10 protein-coding genes, 1 tRNA gene and 3 pseudogenes are annotated in these 17730 nt (G+C 40.2%); 6 read left to right on the forward strand and 8 right to left on the reverse strand.

Annotated elements, in window-relative coordinates:
- Position 1: 1 nt before the first annotated feature.
- Positions 2-313: an HU family DNA-binding protein gene (locus tag C825_RS14630; RefSeq protein ID WP_010803010.1), complete on the forward strand. Its 312-nt coding sequence runs from the start codon at positions 2-4 to the stop codon at positions 311-313.
- Between the two features lie 57 nt (positions 314-370).
- A complete protein-coding gene (locus C825_RS14635) occupies positions 371-712 on the forward strand; it encodes a hypothetical protein (RefSeq protein WP_010803011.1) in 342 nt (113 codons plus the stop codon).
- On the opposite strand, the pseudogene C825_RS14640 reads toward C825_RS14635, so the two are convergent.
- From C825_RS14640 to ettA, 3 genes and pseudogenes are all read right to left on the reverse strand, one after another.
- Positions 709-1925: pseudogene (locus C825_RS14640) on the reverse strand (mechanosensitive ion channel family protein); the annotation flags it as partial. The gene C825_RS14635 and the pseudogene C825_RS14640 overlap by 4 nt on opposite strands.
- 360 nt (positions 1926-2285) lie before the next feature.
- Positions 2286-2939, reverse strand: coding sequence for a 3-keto-disaccharide hydrolase (locus tag C825_RS14645; protein ID WP_044214392.1), 654 nt, complete (start codon positions 2937-2939; stop codon positions 2286-2288).
- Positions 2940-2973: 34 nt separating this feature from the next.
- Positions 2974-4662 carry an energy-dependent translational throttle protein EttA gene (gene ettA / locus C825_RS14650; RefSeq protein ID WP_007656994.1) on the reverse strand — a complete coding sequence of 563 codons (1689 nt, stop codon included), beginning with the start codon at positions 4660-4662 and terminating at the stop codon, positions 2974-2976.
- A gap of 338 nt (positions 4663-5000) precedes the next feature.
- On the opposite strand from ettA, the gene C825_RS14655 reads away from it, so the two are divergent.
- From C825_RS14655 to C825_RS14665, 3 genes and pseudogenes are all read left to right on the forward strand, one after another.
- Positions 5001-5073, forward strand: a tRNA-Lys gene (locus tag C825_RS14655).
- A gap of 270 nt (positions 5074-5343) precedes the next feature.
- A pseudogene (locus tag C825_RS14660) lies at positions 5344-5892 on the forward strand (phage integrase SAM-like domain and Arm DNA-binding domain-containing protein); the annotation flags it as partial.
- Positions 5893-5906: 14 nt separating this feature from the next.
- Positions 5907-7217, forward strand: coding sequence for a reverse transcriptase/maturase family protein (locus C825_RS14665; RefSeq protein WP_010803014.1), 1311 nt, complete (start codon positions 5907-5909; stop codon positions 7215-7217).
- Between the two features lie 542 nt (positions 7218-7759).
- Here C825_RS14665 and C825_RS14670 read toward each other — a convergent pair.
- A complete protein-coding gene (locus C825_RS14670) occupies positions 7760-8089 on the reverse strand; it encodes a hypothetical protein (protein WP_044214394.1) in 330 nt (109 codons plus the stop codon).
- Between the two features lie 124 nt (positions 8090-8213).
- Here C825_RS14670 and C825_RS14675 point away from each other — a divergent pair, with 124 nt between their 5' ends.
- Positions 8214-9572 (forward strand): AAA family ATPase, encoded by a 1359-nt coding sequence (locus C825_RS14675; protein WP_010803018.1) that lies wholly within the window; start codon positions 8214-8216, stop codon positions 9570-9572.
- A 40-nt stretch (positions 9573-9612) separates the two neighbouring features.
- Here the strand turns inward: C825_RS14675 and C825_RS27635 are convergent, their stop codons facing one another.
- The 4 genes and pseudogenes from C825_RS27635 to C825_RS14690 form a co-directional block, all read right to left on the reverse strand.
- Positions 9613-9735: a hypothetical protein gene (locus tag C825_RS27635; protein WP_255217670.1), complete on the reverse strand. Its 123-nt coding sequence runs from the start codon at positions 9733-9735 to the stop codon at positions 9613-9615.
- A gap of 25 nt (positions 9736-9760) precedes the next feature.
- Positions 9761-9814, reverse strand: a pseudogene (locus tag C825_RS14680) (hypothetical protein); the annotation flags it as partial.
- Positions 9815-9878: 64 nt separating this feature from the next.
- Positions 9879-12734: an SNF2-related protein gene (locus C825_RS14685; protein WP_010803019.1), complete on the reverse strand. Its 2856-nt coding sequence runs from the start codon at positions 12732-12734 to the stop codon at positions 9879-9881.
- A gap of 1 nt (position 12735) precedes the next feature.
- Positions 12736-17730, reverse strand: a complete 4995-nt coding sequence (locus C825_RS14690; RefSeq protein WP_010803020.1) for a hypothetical protein — start codon at positions 17728-17730, stop codon at positions 12736-12738.

The raw sequence follows: 17730 nt of genomic DNA on the forward strand, positions 1-17730 counted from the left end.
AATGAACCGAACAAGATTAGTCAAAAGAATAGCTGACCGGCTTCTCATAGAAGAGGAGGAAGCTGCCTTGTTTATCAGAGTGTGGGAAGAAGAAGTGGAGAGGGCATTGATCCGGGAAGGCGAAGTGGGGTTGATGGGATTTGGAGCATTCACTTTATGGAAACAGGTCGGAAGGCCAGGACGTAATCCCAGGGATAATACATCCTGTATGATCGCTCCGCGTAACAGCGTGAAGTTCAAACCGGGAAAGTTTCTTCTGGAGCATCTGAACAACCGGACAAAGACTCCGGGTGAAGACAATAAGGAAAAATAGATAGCAAACAACAGGAATATGGAAACCGGAAATAGTATTATAACTCAACTTCATATTATGAAACAAGCATCTGACGTAGAATCGATTTTATTGAATGAAGTAGATAATGAGAAGTACGTTTATCTCTATCTTGAAGGAGATACCTGGTGTGCTTATGAACGTTCGGCTTATTATCTGGCAATGGAATTTCCTGTCGTTCTCGATAAGGAAATTGTGCACGATGGTTACGAAGTCATTCTGATGAAGGCTTCTTTCAACGTGGATAAAATGCAGCTACCCCTGTTCCGCACGGCTGTCCTGCGGACGGTGGCAGATGACCGTGTTCTTTTTCAGATGACCCGTACCATTGAAGGATTCGTGGAATGGAAAGAACAGCAATTAAAGGGATTACCGGCTTAATCGGTCGCCGGCTTTTCCTTGGGGATCGTTGAGGCATTCCCGTTCCTGAACGCCGTATAGTGGGGGACAGGATCTCGACGCTGGCCTTATCGAAATAGTCCTGGATATTCTGATGCAGGTCCGAATAGATGCTTGTCATCTTGTCCGCATCCTGAATATAAGCGTTGATCTGATAAACGGGGTAGAAGTCGCTCAGGGACGTTTCGAGGACGAAAGGAGCCGGCTCGGGCATCACTCCGGACGTTGCCTTGGCTGCATCGATCAAAAGCTGGTGCACTTGCCGCCACGGTGTGTCATAGCCGATCGTCACTTCGGAATGGATGATAAGCCCGTAACTTCTTGCCGACGAACTGTAATTTACTGTCTGTGAAGACATGATGAATGAGTTCGGTATCGTCACGATCTCGTTCTTTATCGTGCGGAGGCGGGTGACGAAAGCTGTCTTTTCGATCACATTCCCCACCGTATCGTTCAGTTTTATGCGGTCGCCTTGTTTGAAAGCGCGCATATAAGTGATAACGAACCCGGCAATAATATTTCCGATCACCGTACTCGACCCCAGCGAAACGATCAATCCGACAAAAACCGATACTCCCTGGAACACGCCCGAATTGGCGCCCGGCAAATAAGGATAAATCATAGCGATCATAAATGCATACAGCAGGAATCGGACGATATGGTAGGTCGGCATCGCCCAGTCCGCATAAAAGCCGTTAATCTTCAACCTTCCTGCATCTATTTCCGTTGCCAGGTAACGGATTCCCCGGATAATGTATTTTATAGCGAGGCAGATCACGATGATTGTGAACAGGTTGGGGATATAATCCAGAATACCTACCAGGATGCTTTTTACCGGGTTCCAGATGTAATAAGCGATCTTGTAGGCAAGTTCTTTGGTCTGCGGGAAGATCGAGAAGAGGATCGGGATCGTCAGTACCAGCAGGATGAACAGCAGTAGGTAGCGTATGATGCTTGCCACGAAGACCAGCAGTTTGACCTGCTTTTGCGTATCCAGTATCTCGTAGTTCTGTATGGAGATTGGTTTCAACTTGGTATCTTTCAGTTGTTGGATACGTGCTTTGGCTTTTTGGTAGAGCCAGGAAGAAAGGCGGAACAGCAGGTATTGGCCCAGCAGCACCAGCATGAAATAGATGGCGTGTTTTCCCGTTTCCCACCAATTTTCATGGAGTTTACTACCCCTTAATTGCGCAACCGTTTCCTGGTGCAACGAATCCAGTTTCTGGATTTGTCCGGCTTTCAGTTTGAAGGCGGCGTCTGTCTTTTGTATGGCGGACGAGTCGGTATGCGTCAGAGCCGTATCGGCCGAGAAAATATCCTTGATTACTTTTTGCAGTTGGGCGTTTGCCGTTGTGTGCAGGAATAATAGGAGCAGGAAAATGTATAAAGTTTTATGCCGTTTCATTTTGACGTTCATTTTTATTGTTGATTTACATACAACAAAAAGAAACGGGATAGGTTAAGTGAAAAAAAATTATAAAAGGCGGCTGCCGGAGATTAGAATCTTCCAGGTAGCCGCCTTCCGCGTCATCAGATAATCTGATTTATTATAATTTTACCAGGGAGTGATCGTCACGTTGCGGAACTCCACTTCCTTACCTTCGCTCTGCAAGCCGATATAACCGTCTTTCTGCTTGTTCCATCCGGTGTTCTGATAAACGCCGTTGATGTAGACGTTGATCTTTCCGTCTTTCACATAGATGTTGGCCTCGTTCCATTCGCCGGCAGGCTTTTCGCTGCTCGGAGCGTTCTTTTTTACCACCGGGAAACCAGGACGGGGTTCACCCGGCTTGCCCTGGTATTGCATCAGGTCGGAGCCGCCTAGAAGGACAAAGTCACCCGCATTACCCAGCATCAGGTTACATTCTATCCCGTTCGGGAACGGATTCTTCGGATCGGCGATCAATAGGAAAATACCACTGTTCGCATTCTGGTCACCGTTTGGCCAGCGCCATTCCACGTGCAGCTTGTAGTTATCGTACTTTTCTTTCGTGTACATATAACCGAAAGGCTGGCCTTTGATCTTGATCACGCCGTCGCTTACGGAATAAACCTGTTCAGGCGGAACGGAATTTTTGTCAACGACAAAGTTCCAGTTTGACAGGTCTTTTCCGTTGAACAACTTGGTTGTCTTCTGTGCATTTGCGTCGCTTCCGAAGCACAAAAATGCTGCGGCTATGGCCGCCATGCAGAGCATTCTTTTTTTCATGGTTCTAAATGAATTATGAATAATAAAATAGTAATTAGTCAACAATAAGTTTGCGGTAACGTACACGCTTCGGTTCTGTGTCGCCACCCTGTTTGCGTTTGTATTCTTCGTATTCGGAATAAGTTCCTTCATAGAAGACCACATTCGAATCGCCTTCGAACGACAGGATATGTGTACAGATACGGTCGAGGAACCAGCGGTCGTGCGAAACGACAACAGCGCATCCGGCGAAGTTCTCCAGACCTTCTTCCAGGGCACGCAGCGTGTTCACGTCGATGTCGTTGGTCGGTTCGTCGAGTAACAGCACATTGGCTTCGGCCTTCAGTGTGATGGCAAGGTGCAGGCGGTTACGTTCTCCACCCGACAAGACGCCGCAAAGTTTTTCCTGGTCGGCTCCTGCAAAATTGAAACGTGACAGGTATGCACGCGAGTTGATCTCTTTTCCTCCTACGCGGATAAATTCCTGTCCGCCGGAAACAACCTGGTAGACCGTTTTATTCGGGTCGATGTCTTTATGTGTCTGGTCGGCATAACCTACTTTTACGGTTTCACCCACTTCGAATGTACCTTTGTCGATGCTTTCCATGCCCATGATCATCTTGAACAGTGTTGTTTTACCGGCACCGTTCGGACCGATCACACCCACGATGCCGTTCGGAGGAAGCATGAAGTTCAGGTCGTCGAACAATAGTTTTTCACCGAATGCCTTGGCTACATGTTGCGCTTCGATCACCTTGTTACCCAGACGAGGACCGTTCGGGATAAAGATTTCCAGTTTGGATTCGCGCTCTTTCTGGTCTTCATTCAGCAAGGCTTCGTAAGAGTTCAGACGAGCTTTACCTTTAGCCTGGCGAGCTTTCGGAGCCATGTTGATCCATTCCAGCTCGCGTTCCAACGTCTTGCGGCGTTTGCTGGCCTGCTTTTCTTCCTGAGCCATTTTCTTAGTCTTCTGATCCAGCCAGGAAGAGTAATTACCTTTCCAGGGAATACCTTCGCCACGGTCGAGTTCAAGAATCCAACCGGCCACGTGATCAAGGAAGTAACGGTCGTGTGTGATACAGATGACTGTTCCGGCATACTGCTGCAAATGTTGTTCCAGCCAGTCGATAGACTCGGCATCCAGGTGGTTGGTCGGCTCATCAAGCAGCAACACGTCCGGCTGTTGAAGTAACAGACGGCAAAGAGCTACACGGCGGCGCTCGCCTCCGGACAGCGTATCCACGATCTGGTCTTCAGGCGGGCAGCGCAGGGCATCCATTGCACGTTCGAGGCGGCTGTCGAGATTCCAGGCGTCGGTCGCGTCGATCTTATCCTGCAATTCGGCTTGACGGGCGATCAGCGCATCCATCTTGTCCGGGTCTTCCAGCACTTCGGGATCGCCGAACTTTTCGTTTACCTCTTCGTATTCTTTTAATGTATCAACGATTTCCTGTACTCCTTCTTGTACGATCTCCTTTACGGTTTTGCCCGGTTCCAGTTTCGGGTCCTGTTCCAGGTAACCTACCGAATAGCCGGGTGAGAAGACCACTTCTCCCTGGTATTCCTTTTCAATGCCGGCGATGATCTTCAGCAACGTAGATTTACCGGAACCGTTCAGACCGATGATACCGATCTTGGCTCCATAAAAGAAAGACAGATAAATATTTTTCAGTACTTGTTTCTGCGGCGGGAAAGTTTTGCTCACGCCTACCATCGAGAAAATAATTTTCTTGTCGTCTGCCATATTTTTAAGAATGTATTTTGTAATTTTTTTTCCAGGACAAACTTACATAAATATCTTCAGATTCTAAAATCTATGGTGGTATTGTATTCTTCATATACCCATTCTGTCTTTTTTGTGCCTTTTTTATGAGTAGTGATGCACAACGGCCAGTAACAGTATTAGTCAATGGCGAATATGTGGAGGTGATACCTGAAAAAATCTAGTTCCTGTTATGTGCAGTGAGCCAATGTGTTTCGTTTGTTAGGTGAAAAAATATTCAAAAAAGTCATTGGAATATTTGCATAATAAAAAACAACCTTCTATCTTTGCACCCGCATTACAGAAGTAACGCACCGGATGATTCGCTAGCTCAGCAGGTAGAGCACATCCCTTTTAAGGATGGGGTCCTGGGTTCGAACCCCAGGCGGATCACAGAAACGCTGGACAGAAATGGACAGTAAATGTACAACTCCTACAATATCAAGGTATTGTAGGAGTTTTTCTTTGTATAATGTCTGTGACCTAAGACACGAAAAGGTCACAAAAAGACACACTTTCGTGACCAATTCGTGACCTGTCCACCCTCTAAGATTTTAGGTCACGGAATGTCCCAAATTGGCGGTTTGTTGTCTTGATTTGTCCGTACTGCAAATATCTCATTTTCAGTTTATCAATTTAAGTTTGTAACTAAAAAAAGAGATTATGAGAAGTACTTTTAAGCTACTCTATTTCGTTAAACGAAATGCAGTAAAGAAAAATGGTAACGCACCGATTATCGCACGTATCACTATCGACCAAGTTGTAGCCCAGTTTAACACCAAGCTGGAAATAAATCCGGCTCACTGGAGCGTGGAATTAGGCAAGGCTTCCGGCAGAACCGCAGAAGCCGTACACATCAATTCCATGCTGGAAAGTATTCGTAGCACAGTTCATCAACATTACCATGCGTTAATGGCGCAAGACGGATATGTAACCGCAGAACTGGTAAAGAACGCTTTTTTAGGCAAGATAGCAAGGGAACGGACTTTGATAGAGTTCTTCAAACAGCACAACGAACAGTATTTGCAAAAGGTCAAAATGAATACAGCAGACAAGACCTATTCACGTTATGAACTGACAAAAAAACGGCTTATGGAGTTTATGAAGTTTAAATACTCCGTTTCCGATATGCTCATTAAAGATATAAATGTGGTATTCATTGAAGATTTCCTGTTGTATATCAAGAATAACTATGGGTGCAGCCATAATACGGTGACCATAATATTATGATCGATATCCTCAGAGAACGCATCTCCGATGAACGGTTCCTGCGTTTAATCCGCAAATTCTTAAATGCAGGCTATATGGAGAAATGGACATACAACAATACTTACTCGGGAACACCACAAGGTGGCATCATCAGCCCTATATTGGCTAATATCTACCTTGATAAGTTCGACAAGTATATAAAGGAGTATGCCGAAAATTTCAATAAAGGCAAAGGACGGAGGCTAACCTGTGAATATCAACGTAATCGGAATCAAAGAAATGCATTACGATGGAAACTGGAAGACGAAACGGATGAAAACCGTAAAGCTGAACTGAAATCAAAAATTGCCCGGCTGCGCAAGCAGATGTTGGATATTCCAGCAACAAGGGACATGGATGATACATTCAAAAGATTGAAGTATGTAAGGTATGCTGATGACTTCCTTATTGGAATGATTGGCAGCAAGGAGGAATGCAAGATTGTCAAAGCCGACATTACGACTTTCATGAGAGAAAAGCTCAAACTGGAGATGTCGCAGGAGAAGACTTTAATCACCAATGCACAAGAACCTGCAAAATACCTTGGATATGAAATCATGGCACGCCGTTCTATGGATCATACACGCACACGGAGTGGGCTACAACGCCGTCCGTGGCTGGGAACAATTGTGTTGAATGTATCTTACGAAACCGTACTTAAGCGCCTTCAATCCTATGATGCCGTGCGTATCACACAAGTTAATAGGAAAGAGACTCTTAAGCCTTCGTCTCGTAAGTATATGGTAAATAGACAAGACGCAGATATTCTGGCGCAATACAATCTTGAATTGCGGGGATTCTACAACTACTATTCCATTGCGGACAACATCAGTTATTGGGGGTGGAAGTTTAATTATTTCATGAAGTACAGCATGCTTAAAACGCTCGGTCGAAAACACAAAAGAACCGTCGGACAAATACTCGAAAAGTATAGGGACGGGACGGATGTGGTTATCCCTTATAAGGATAATAAAGGAAACGAGAAACAAAGAGTATGGTATAACGGTGGGTTCAGATGCAAACGTTTCACAGACATCTATGAGGATAACCATTACGACAATATACCGAACACGATGTATCTTCCTGCCCCCACACTTGTGGAAAGGCTCAAAGAGAGAAGATGTGAACTATGTGGAAAAATGGGAGACCTTGTGATGTATCACGTACGTAACATCAATCAACTGAAAGCTGATACAAGATGGAATACCATGATGATTAAACGACATCGTAAAACATTAGCGGTCTGTCACGACTGTGATGCATTAATCCACAAAAGCTATGGAAACTAGAGTTATGTTGACAATGGAGAGCCGTATACATGGAGACATGTACGTACGGTTCGGGGGCAGGTTAGTGGAAACTTACCACCGCAAGGTGGCAAAGCGCTGCTGGCCTAGCTTACTAAAAGAAATCGCAGCCATTTGCGGAATTCAGAAAAACCTTAGTACTCATACTGCAAGACATTGTAATTCTTATTACTCTTTGAAAATAAACAAATTACAAGACTGTGATTTTAGGCAGGTAACGATTTAGAAACGAGCAAAGCTCTGTATTCTGCCTCGTTTTGCATTAAATCAAAAGAACGCTTCTATCTACCACAAAGATATCCTTTTCTGCTGAAATAGCAAAACATTGTTGATATTAATATCTAATGATATATATCATTAATCTTTTCTTCAGCATATTCACTCGCTTTTTTATAATTAGGAACAGAAGCTCCGTTATAAAAATTCGTAATATCAAAATAAATATCTTTCTTAATATTTCCTTTCTTTATCGGAAGAATATCAAACGTTTTCTTGCCTTGCTTAGTTTTTATATGAGTTAGCATTTACATGCAATTCTTATATCCCGGATATTTTTTCATCAACCATTCGCGTTCAGCTCGCATACCAAGCAGATGAGTTGTTGCATGAATTTTAATTATGTCAAAATCTTGACTGATCAGTTTTTCTTCTATTTTTATCGTTTCATCTGCATACTCTATAATTAGAGTGCCATCATTACTTTTGGGACAAAAAAATCGATATATTAATATTATTCCATCTCTGACTTGGGATATGGCAATTAAAACAGTACATATCAATACAATAATAGAGATTATAGGATGATTTAATGCCCACTGTACTATTCTGTCGTATGTCGTACTTTCTTCCATCATTCTTAATATATTGGACTTATTATTCGTTAATTTTACTACGAAATTAGTTATTTATTTGGCAACAACTTCACCGACAAGCAATAAAATCGTAATTTTGTTTTCGTTTAATTAAGATTTGATTTTTATGAAGATAAGAAAAGTTAAGTGGGCGAATCATCCTATATTGGGAGATTTAGAATTGAATTTTATAAATCCTGTTACCAATAAGCCATATTCCACTATTGTTTTAGCTGGAGAGAATGGTACAGGGAAAACTACAATCTTAGAAACACTGAATACTTTTTTGAGTATTGGTAGTTTCGAGCCATTTGATGCAATAGAGTATGAAGTTGAAAACAAATGCTACATATTAACACCTCCAACTATACCCGGTTCAAATAAAACTTTTTTTACAAGATATGATATAGTAAATGATACGTCAGAGAATATACGTACGGATAAAAGCAATAACCCCCAATCTGTTCAATCAGATAACAAAGATCCAAGATCATATGGAAGTGTTTTCTCTAGACCAAGAGCAGATTATAAAACCAACAAAATTGAATCTGTAAAAACTAACGAACTTGATAAAAACAAGTATGACTCGGATAATGATGATAATTTCACATCACTAAAGCAACTAATTGTCGATGTTCAGAATCAAGACAACGAGCAATACAGTGACATCAATGATGAGCGGAATTTGCAAGGTCGATCACCTATGTCCAAAGCTGAATTTGAGCCAATATCAAAAATATTTAGATTTAAAAATGCGTTCAATAGTTTCTTCGAAATCATTAAATACAAAAAAGTTGGTAATATATCAGGAGAAAAAGTTGTTATTTTTGAAAAAGATGGTATAAATATTCCATTGGATGATTTGAGTACTGGCGAAAAGCAAATTGTATTTAGAGGAGCTTATTTGCTTAAGAATATCAATGTACTTAAAAACTCAACAATAATGATTGATGAACCAGAATTAAGTATGCACCCACTATGGCAAAAGAAAATATTGCAATATTATAAGAAATTATTCATTGATAACAATTCAACCCAAATGGCGCAAATATTTTTTGCAAGCCATTCAGAGGCTGTGATTAGTGAAGCCCTACAAGATTTAATTGACACCAAAGTTATTGTATTAAGGAGAGCTGATAATGGGAAAATATTAGCAGACAGCATAGGTGTCCCTGCTGTACTTCCTTATACTATGGCCGCAGAAGTAAACTATCAAGCATTTGGTATATTATCCACAGATTACCATAATGCTTTGTATGGATATATTGAAGCTGAAGGATGGAAAAATAATTTTGACGTGCTATATCCTACTATCAATTATGTAAAATTGAATAGAGATGGGACAACATCAAATTTACAGATAACATTAACAGAAAAGATACGTCACATCATTCACCACCCTGAGAACCGTCATAATAGTTATACCCAGAGCGATTTAGAAGAGTCTATAAACCGTATGAGAAATTATATCATAGCACAGCCTTAAAATTGGGCGTTCACTTGTGAGGGTGAACGCCCAATTTTTATCAATGTATCGCATTCATACCGTCCATCAAATCTTGGTAGGTAGCTACCTTGGGATACTTCAGGTCGGCTGTAGAAATGGAGTTGAATAACTTTTCTGCACAGTCGATTTTTCGCTTTCTCAATGGAGGACAAATCCATAGACGACATCGAGCCTTTGGTTTCGGCAATGAAGAAGATGTGCTTTAAATAATTCTTCTTCATAGCGATAGCCCAGTCTGGATTATATGCAGCAGAATAGAAATTTAGCAATTATTTAATACACTGTTTATTGTATTGTCCATTTGAAACAAAACATTAACTCAACTTGTGTCTGGTTCTCCATTGACTTCCTCAACTTTTCAGTCAATTCATCCACTTGTCTATCGCAATCATCTTGCTTATCAAATAACTCCTGCTGTTTGACTCTAAGGAGTCTGGCTATTTTAACTTCCTGTTCCTTCATCGCAAGTTTTACGCGAGCGACACGCTCTTTTCGTATCTGACGCTTAATATTCTCGTGTTCTTTACGAAGAGCTATAACCTCCTCCTGTAATTTAAAAATAACATCCTCAGACCAGGATTCAAACTTGTCAATCTCAAACACGATATATTCATTTGTGCGTTCTGACAAACTTTCCTTTAATTTTGTCAACTTCGCCTCTAATTCTTCAGAGACATTCGCTTCGTCGTTCATGTTGGTTAGCCTGTAACTCTCCGGAACGACCTGTAACAAAGCCTTCACAAAATCATCTGGCAAGCAGGTGCCAACATCATTTTTTGTGCAGCATATTATATCCTCTTGACTGTCGTGCTCATTCCATGACATGACCTTGTATACATAGGATACACCAGAATGTCCACGTTGTTCTTCCAAAAGACTTTTTCTAATTGGGTGTTCATTAAGCCTAAAACAGATATCCAAAGGCGTTGCTGGTGCTTTACAAGCCTCATTGACAATGTATTCCCCAAGAGGATGACCTATTCTCAATTGATGAGAATCGCCAGAATTCTTATTCAATATATACTTTCCATTTGGAATAGATGGTGATGGACTATTGGGCAACATAAACGACATAGTATCATCATCAACCTCTGTAACTTGATCGGATAGAACAGAATTCGCCAAAAGCCAGAATGTCCTATTATAGGTATTTACTCGCTTAGTGTCATCAATATGGCGCATCTTAAGTTTTTGGACAACCTCCTCATCAAAGTTCTCAAGCAATGAGCGATGTGTCTTTTTTAGACGCTCATTAATAACATCCTCCAACTCTTTTTGCAGTTCATCAAAAGCCACCTCAATTTCTTGTGCGGTTCTACATGTTTGGTATATTTGATTTAAGCGCTTTTCGAAACCAACGCCTGAATCTATTGCTCCAAGTACCTCATCACTACAACCAAACACACCATCAAAGAGGTTGAATTTACTATCCAACAGTTCGTATACACGATTATCTGCAATATTGTTTTGGTTGACAAAATTGACCACTACCACATCGTGCTTTTGGCCATATCGGTGGCATCGACCAATTCTCTGTTCAATTCTTTGAGGATTCCAAGGCATATCGAAATTAACCACCAATGAACAGATTTGAAGGTTGATTCCTTCAGCTCCTGCTTCAGTCGCAATTAGTATTTCGGCATCCGTATTAAAATAATCAACAATAGCCTGTTTTCTATCAATTTCTCTATTTCCGGATATACGGTTCGTCCCATGATACCTACTTAACCAATTTTCATATATACACTTAGCTGTAAAGTCATTGTTCATCCCATTGAAGCAAACAACCTTATCTTTGTATCCGTGCGTTTCAAGATAGTTTTTTAAATATTCCTGTGTGCGTCTACTTTCGGTGAAGATCAGAGCTTTTCGATTTCCCCCAATTGCTTTGATTCTATTAAATGCGACATCAAGGGCTTCAACTAATTTAACAGCCTTTGTCTCTTCTTTAATATTTTGGGCTAATTTCTGGCACTCCAGCAGCTCTTTTATCTCGCCGTCAAGAGAATAGTCAACATATCCAGTGGAAGGTTCATGTGCATCTTCTTCATCAGAGAAATCATCGTTTTCCATCATGTCAATATCCTCATAAAAATCATCAATATCATCGATAATCTTTCCTTCCCTTTTGTACTTTTCTAACTTACTTATAAGTTTACCCAATGTAAAGGAAAGCGCGTATGCAGATGATGACAGAATCTTACGAATTATCAGAGACAGCATCGGCAGTGCAATCGGATTTATCGCATGTATTATGTCCCTTTTAAGATACTCATCTACACGATTATATAATTCCTGTTCAACGTCTTTCGGTTCATACTTAGTAACCATAGCAGAACGCTTAGTATAGTTCACATATTCTTGAACCTGCTGGCGTAAAGTTCTATGAGAAATTCTTTGTAATCTCTCCTTTAGTTCGCTGTATCTCGAAGTCTCTTTTGTGGAAATAGCGTTGTACTGCTTATCAAACGTATCAACAGAAGAGAAAAACTCTCCGTCTATTATACTTATAAGTCCATATAACTCTTTGAGGTTATTTTGCAAGGGAGTCGCTGTTAGGAGTACCTTTTTGTAAGGCTGTAAAACTCTTTTTAGGATATTGGAGAGTTTAGCAGACTTCCTATAAACATTTCTCAATTTATGAGCCTCATCTATTACTACAAGGTCCCAAGATATTTTTGAAATGTCCTCTGAATACTTTGCGGCAAAGTTATATGAACAGATAATGATATCTTCCCCTGCACCTAGTGGGTTAACGCCAGCACTTTTATATGCAGAATAATTGTCGGACAGAAGTATTGTTGAGGGCAAGAAAAACTTCTCCATCAACTCTATATTCCACTGATTGCGGAGAGATGCTGGAACAATAATCAAAATATTCCTTTTATGCTCCGCCCACATCTCCGATAATATGATACCGGCCTCAATGGTCTTACCAAGGCCAACTTCGTCGGCAAGTATAGCACCTTTGCTGAGTGGGGATTTGAATGCAAAAAGAGCGGCCTCGACCTGATGAGGGTTGAGATCTACTTTTGCTTCAGATAATATACCAGTAAAACGAGTATTATCGCTCACGGACTTCTTGTGAGTTAAGTCCCAAGCGAAATAAAGTTGTTGCAAAGATGAAATGCTTTTTGCCATACTATTGTCTTATTTCTATTCTAATTACGTATTCAGGAGAATCGCTGGTAAACTCTTCAATTTGCGCGTGTTTCCAATAGTGTAGAGCGAGTTTCCGGCAATCCTCTTTAAGTCGTGAGTTATCACGAGGGTTTTGGTCCTTTCCGTAAACACCTCTCAATGTTGAATAACTATCTCTTCCCTTATCCAAATGTAAATCCTTCAACGAAATACGAACAATACGGTAGTCGGCTTGCGGATTCTCGTGCATAAACCCATTTTGAGTTCTGTGCAAATAGAATGGCGAATTACCGTCCTTCAAACTATACAAATTGGTTTTAACATCAACATATACAGTATGACCATCAGTGTCAGTATATTTGAAATCATACTCGCCAACACCTTTATCTGCAGAGAACTCATAATCAACTTTGAGAGTCTCCTTTAAGTAATGTTCATATATAAGTTCACCGATATATCCTATAATTTGACGAACTTGCGACTCCTGTGATTCATCTTCATCATTTAGGTCTGCAAGCATTTCAAGCAACTTATCCTTATTTTCAGCAAGTTCTTGAAGTTCGTCTGGACTTAGATTCTCAGCAATATCCTTAAGCGTTTCTATGCTATCTATCATATCATCCGACAGAGACTCTGCAGCCTTTTGCAAAGATTCTTTGGATAGATTTTCAGACATCTTCACATAAGTATATTCTTGATTCCCTCTCTTACTATCTGCTGTTTCAACAAGCGAGTGAATATCCAGACCCTTTTCCTCAGCTATTGTCTCCAACTGTTCCAATTGCTCAACATACAAACCTTGCAAAACGATAAATGGCTCTTTAAAGAAATTCATTTCGGCAATGTATTTCTCTATCGTTTTGAGCGGGGTGAGTCTTTCTGCATTCGGGTACTGTATTACAACATACTTGTTTGCCTCATATCCATACTCTCTATTACGCATCTCGGTAGAGAACAATGTCTCTCCGTTGCATCTAAGAATGAAATTCACTCCAATAGGTTCCTTAGAGAGATTTATTACAATGCCTTTTGATTCAGGCATCAACTTCCATTTATCATATGGAGGCGATGCAAACTCCTTATATGTTGTGCTTGAAGTTATCGCAGAAGGAGCAATCTCAATTCTTGGAGCTTTTCCTAATTGGTGGTTAACAAGCATATCTTGCTGTCCATAACAGAACACAATATTATTAGCAAAGAACTGCTGGAGCTTTACATTGTTTTTTAGCAACTCTTTGAAAGTATCGCTGTATGTCCAGTTATACCACGACAAAAATTTTGCGTCTGTTTGATATTCCTCAAGTATAAATGTTGGCAATATCATTCCGCTACTTGGCTCATCGATTTTACCTGTGTACCTCAGGAACACTTTAGGTTCAAATTCCTCTGGTAAGTTTTCTATTACCATACTAATTTGTCTGTACGACATTGAGTCAAACAGATAAACGATGTTACTATTAAGAAGCCATGAGATAGTTAGATCTGTTAGCTTAGAGTCAGCAAAACTTGGAAAACCAACAGCCTCGTTATTATTCTTAATGGCGCTTCTTATTGCAATATAGGGATCAATATTTTTTCGTAATGTAGAGAACAAACTCACCCCGTCAGGATTGTCCTTTAACCAATTATGCAAAAGAGCAGGAAGATACTCCTCCTTTGTTAACAATTCTTGTTCTGCAAAGGCTTGAACATCTGGATTAAAACCTTCTATCTTAAAGTATTTATCAAAGCCATAGTATGAATTTGCCTTGATCATATCCATAGCTTCCCTCAACTTCTTGTCATCATCAATTTTCAGACTATCATGATCTGGAGAAAAATGCAATGAGTAATCGAGGCAGAATCTTAACTGCTCAATAGAGAGATGCTCTCTCTTCAAATCCTCGTATAAGTCTTCCTCTGCAATACACTCTATAGCATCGCTATAAAATGTTGTCTTGAACCAAGTTGTCTTGTCCTCGGATGGCAAGCATCTAAAGAATGAGTCAATAAGTTCATTCTCCTCCTTATACTCTTGGTTCAACTCATAAAGACTATAGCATACACCACTAGAAGAGGTTATACTATCACTCTTAATTGTATTAGGTAGTTTTTCTTTTTTGTGTCTAATTGCTCTCTTAAACTGCTCGATATAGTTGTTAGCATCACTACTTCTGGAAACAGCAAACTGTATCAACTGCCATCTAATATCGCTATCTTCAATGTGTTCATCAATAGCGATTTCATTAATGCTATCTAAATACTTATTGATAATATCTGCATTGCAGTCCTTTATAACGGGCAGTAATTCATATGTATTAGGTAGTCGCTCAATAACTTTGGAAGCCAAGGTTGTATTTGTTTTAAAATAATACGCATAGTTATTGGGCGAGACAAATAGTGCTTGCACCTGTTTTGGGACATAGTAGAAACCAGCCTGAACAAGTTTTTTTCTTAGTTCATTCGAAACATTATCTAGGTAATTTCGTCCGCCATCCAAATTAAATATCTTGAATGTATCTTGCGTACCTATTATCCTGTACTTGCTTAGTAAGTCGGAGTGCAATGCAGCAAGTATCTTCAGTATATCAATATGCAGTTCAATTCCATCAGATAACAAATCATCGACGGACAAATACGGCAATATAAATGGAGCTTCGGTAAGTTCCTTCTCAAATTGATATGGGACAAAGGTGTATCCCTTAAAACTATCAGCTAACAGTTGATATTCGCTTACATCAAGCTTTTTACCGGAACGCATTAAATAATGGCAAGCAGTATCTGTTGGATTACCACTATCGTCTAGGTACACGGAAATTTTTTGACTTGAGTCTACCTTTTCGTCAACAAATACCTTCTTAATGTCTGATAAATACTTATGGGCATTATCCTGCCAATCTGTTAGTGCTAATATTTTGGTAAGGTTTCTGCTAAGCCATGGCCATATCTCGCCAGGATTTACAACCCAATCTACAAGGCCTTCCTTGAGTACACTAGGGATATAACCTTTAATAGTAAACGTATCAAATAGGATTGTTCCTTCTGGCCTCTCAGAGAGTAGTTCACTGAACGCCACATACTCTCCTTGCCAATTCTGAAATAATGCTATTTCGTGCTTTATTTGATAATTAAGGACGCTACTAATTTCATTTACAGTACAAAGGATGTTGCAGGCCGTTTCTTTGTTAACATCAGATGACCTAAAGTGTGCAATATTAGCTTTGACTTTTTTGTATAAGATAAGAGCATCATCTGTACTATACTCGCCGGTCAATGTTTCAACAATACATTCCTGGCCTGGAAACTTCAACTCATTGGTTGAGGCCGTGAAAAACAACAAACTATCGTTTCTGATGTCTTCAATAGAGAAAAGATTACCTTTGTCTGATCTAAACACTTTTAAGGTTTCAATATCATCCACGCAATCAAGGCAATGGCTATGGAACAACTTATATGTTTCCAAAGACATTGATTTTATCCACTGTGATAACTTTGCAGAATCAGCATCACACAGCATATCCTTGAAAGAATATGTTTCTGTCTCTTTTGTGAAATGAAACTTATACTCTTTCAGCAATGAATAATCAACCCAAAATTTATCGTCTATGCCTATATCAGATAACTGTATATCTACCTCTTTTTCTTGCTCGCAAATGCACGAGAAGTCTACATATGTTCCAATTGCTGTGGGCGCATTCTTATCAAAGAAAGGACGGAAAGTGTCATAAAAGGCATCGCGAACATATTTTGCCTCATCTATACCACTTTCGAGTTTTGAAGACAAAATAGATTTGTATATGTAATCAAATTTAGCTCTATCGCTATCTCTGAGTTCCTCAAGTTTCTCGATAAGTTTGCTAAATGCCAAGCGCAACTGACTTCCTGTTTTATCTGTGTCAGTAATACGCTGACGGCTATCATCGATATCGAATACCTTACTATCAATGATAAAGCCTAAACGATATTTGGTTTGCAGTATAGGCAGTCCCTGAAAAAAGTTTACTACATTCTTTTCAGAAAATGCAGGATTGAATGCAAAATGGTACTCAAAAGTTCTACCTTCATTAGCATATTCAAGGAAGAGAGACTGAACAGGAAGTTGTTCAATTTCCTCGCCTATAACATAAATATGCTTTAGACACTTACCTTTGTTATGTTCTAAGTCTGCTGTTATTGATGCGAATCCTCCTAGGCGCGATCTCACATTCTGTAGATTGGCTTCTGCAACAATAGATTCATATTTACCTTTCCCAAGAGGAATAATCAAGGCTGTACCCCTCGTTAGGAAATGCATATTGCGACGAGGATCAACCAACAATTCAAAAGCTCGAACAGCCTTTTGAGCCTCTTCGTTTGTGAAGAAGTCGAGGCGTTGTCCAGGTGCGACTGGATAGTAGCTCATTAGAATCTTGGCAAACAATATATTGTCATCAATATTGTCAGCCTGAGCTGGCTCCCAATCGTCGCCATTTATGAGTAGAGCATCAAGTTGTGCTTTGTTACTCCAGCTAATCAGATAAGGACCTTTCTTGTCTTTGATAATGGTATCTTTCAGCAGTTCCTCTGTCTTGGCATTATTGTCAACATCTGCCAGTAATGTATAAAGCAACTTGGACCCTTGACCGTGCTTACCTAGTTTGCCTTCATCTTCCAATTTCAGAGATTGTCCCTTAGCCAAGAAGTTGTATAACTGCCCATCTCTTGGATTTTCAATCTCGAGAATATCTAAATCTGTATAAAATGGCTCTCCATTATTGAGCACAATTAAATACTCCTCATTCGCATAAAAGAATAAAGAATCTGCGCTGGCATCGTAAGCATTCTGAACGAACTCATAGAATAGCTGCTCTTTTGCGTTGTTAGCAAAACTTGCTGCTCCCACGATGAGACTGTTAACAGTCTTCATTGCACCAGACATCTTCTCAAGGAAGTACTCTTTCTTTGTTCCTAAAGCATCGATTGTATCCATACCACCACATAGAGTGGTTATATATTGTCTTAAATCCCTTACTTTCAT

Origin of the sequence: Parabacteroides sp. ASF519 (genome assembly GCF_000364265.2) — a bacterium.
Taxonomy (GTDB): domain Bacteria; phylum Bacteroidota; class Bacteroidia; order Bacteroidales; family Tannerellaceae; genus Parabacteroides; species Parabacteroides goldsteinii.

Coding starts and splice junctions, on each gene's coding strand:
- C825_RS14635 (WP_010803011.1), top strand. CDS start 371: ATGAAACAAGCATCTGACGTAGAATCGATTTTATTGAATGAAGTAGAT.
- C825_RS14645 (WP_044214392.1), bottom strand. CDS start 2,939: ATGAAAAAAAGAATGCTCTGCATGGCGGCCATAGCCGCAGCATTTTTG.
- C825_RS14665 (WP_010803014.1), top strand. CDS start 5,907: ATGATCGATATCCTCAGAGAACGCATCTCCGATGAACGGTTCCTGCGT.
- C825_RS14630 (WP_010803010.1), top strand. CDS start 2: ATGAACCGAACAAGATTAGTCAAAAGAATAGCTGACCGGCTTCTCATA.
- C825_RS14670 (WP_044214394.1), bottom strand. CDS start 8,089: ATGATGGAAGAAAGTACGACATACGACAGAATAGTACAGTGGGCATTA.
- C825_RS14690 (WP_010803020.1), bottom strand. CDS start 17,730: ATGAAAGTAAGGGATTTAAGACAATATATAACCACTCTATGTGGTGGT.
- C825_RS14675 (WP_010803018.1), top strand. CDS start 8,214: ATGAAGATAAGAAAAGTTAAGTGGGCGAATCATCCTATATTGGGAGAT.
- C825_RS14685 (WP_010803019.1), bottom strand. CDS start 12,734: ATGGCAAAAAGCATTTCATCTTTGCAACAACTTTATTTCGCTTGGGAC.
- ettA (WP_007656994.1), bottom strand. CDS start 4,662: ATGGCAGACGACAAGAAAATTATTTTCTCGATGGTAGGCGTGAGCAAA.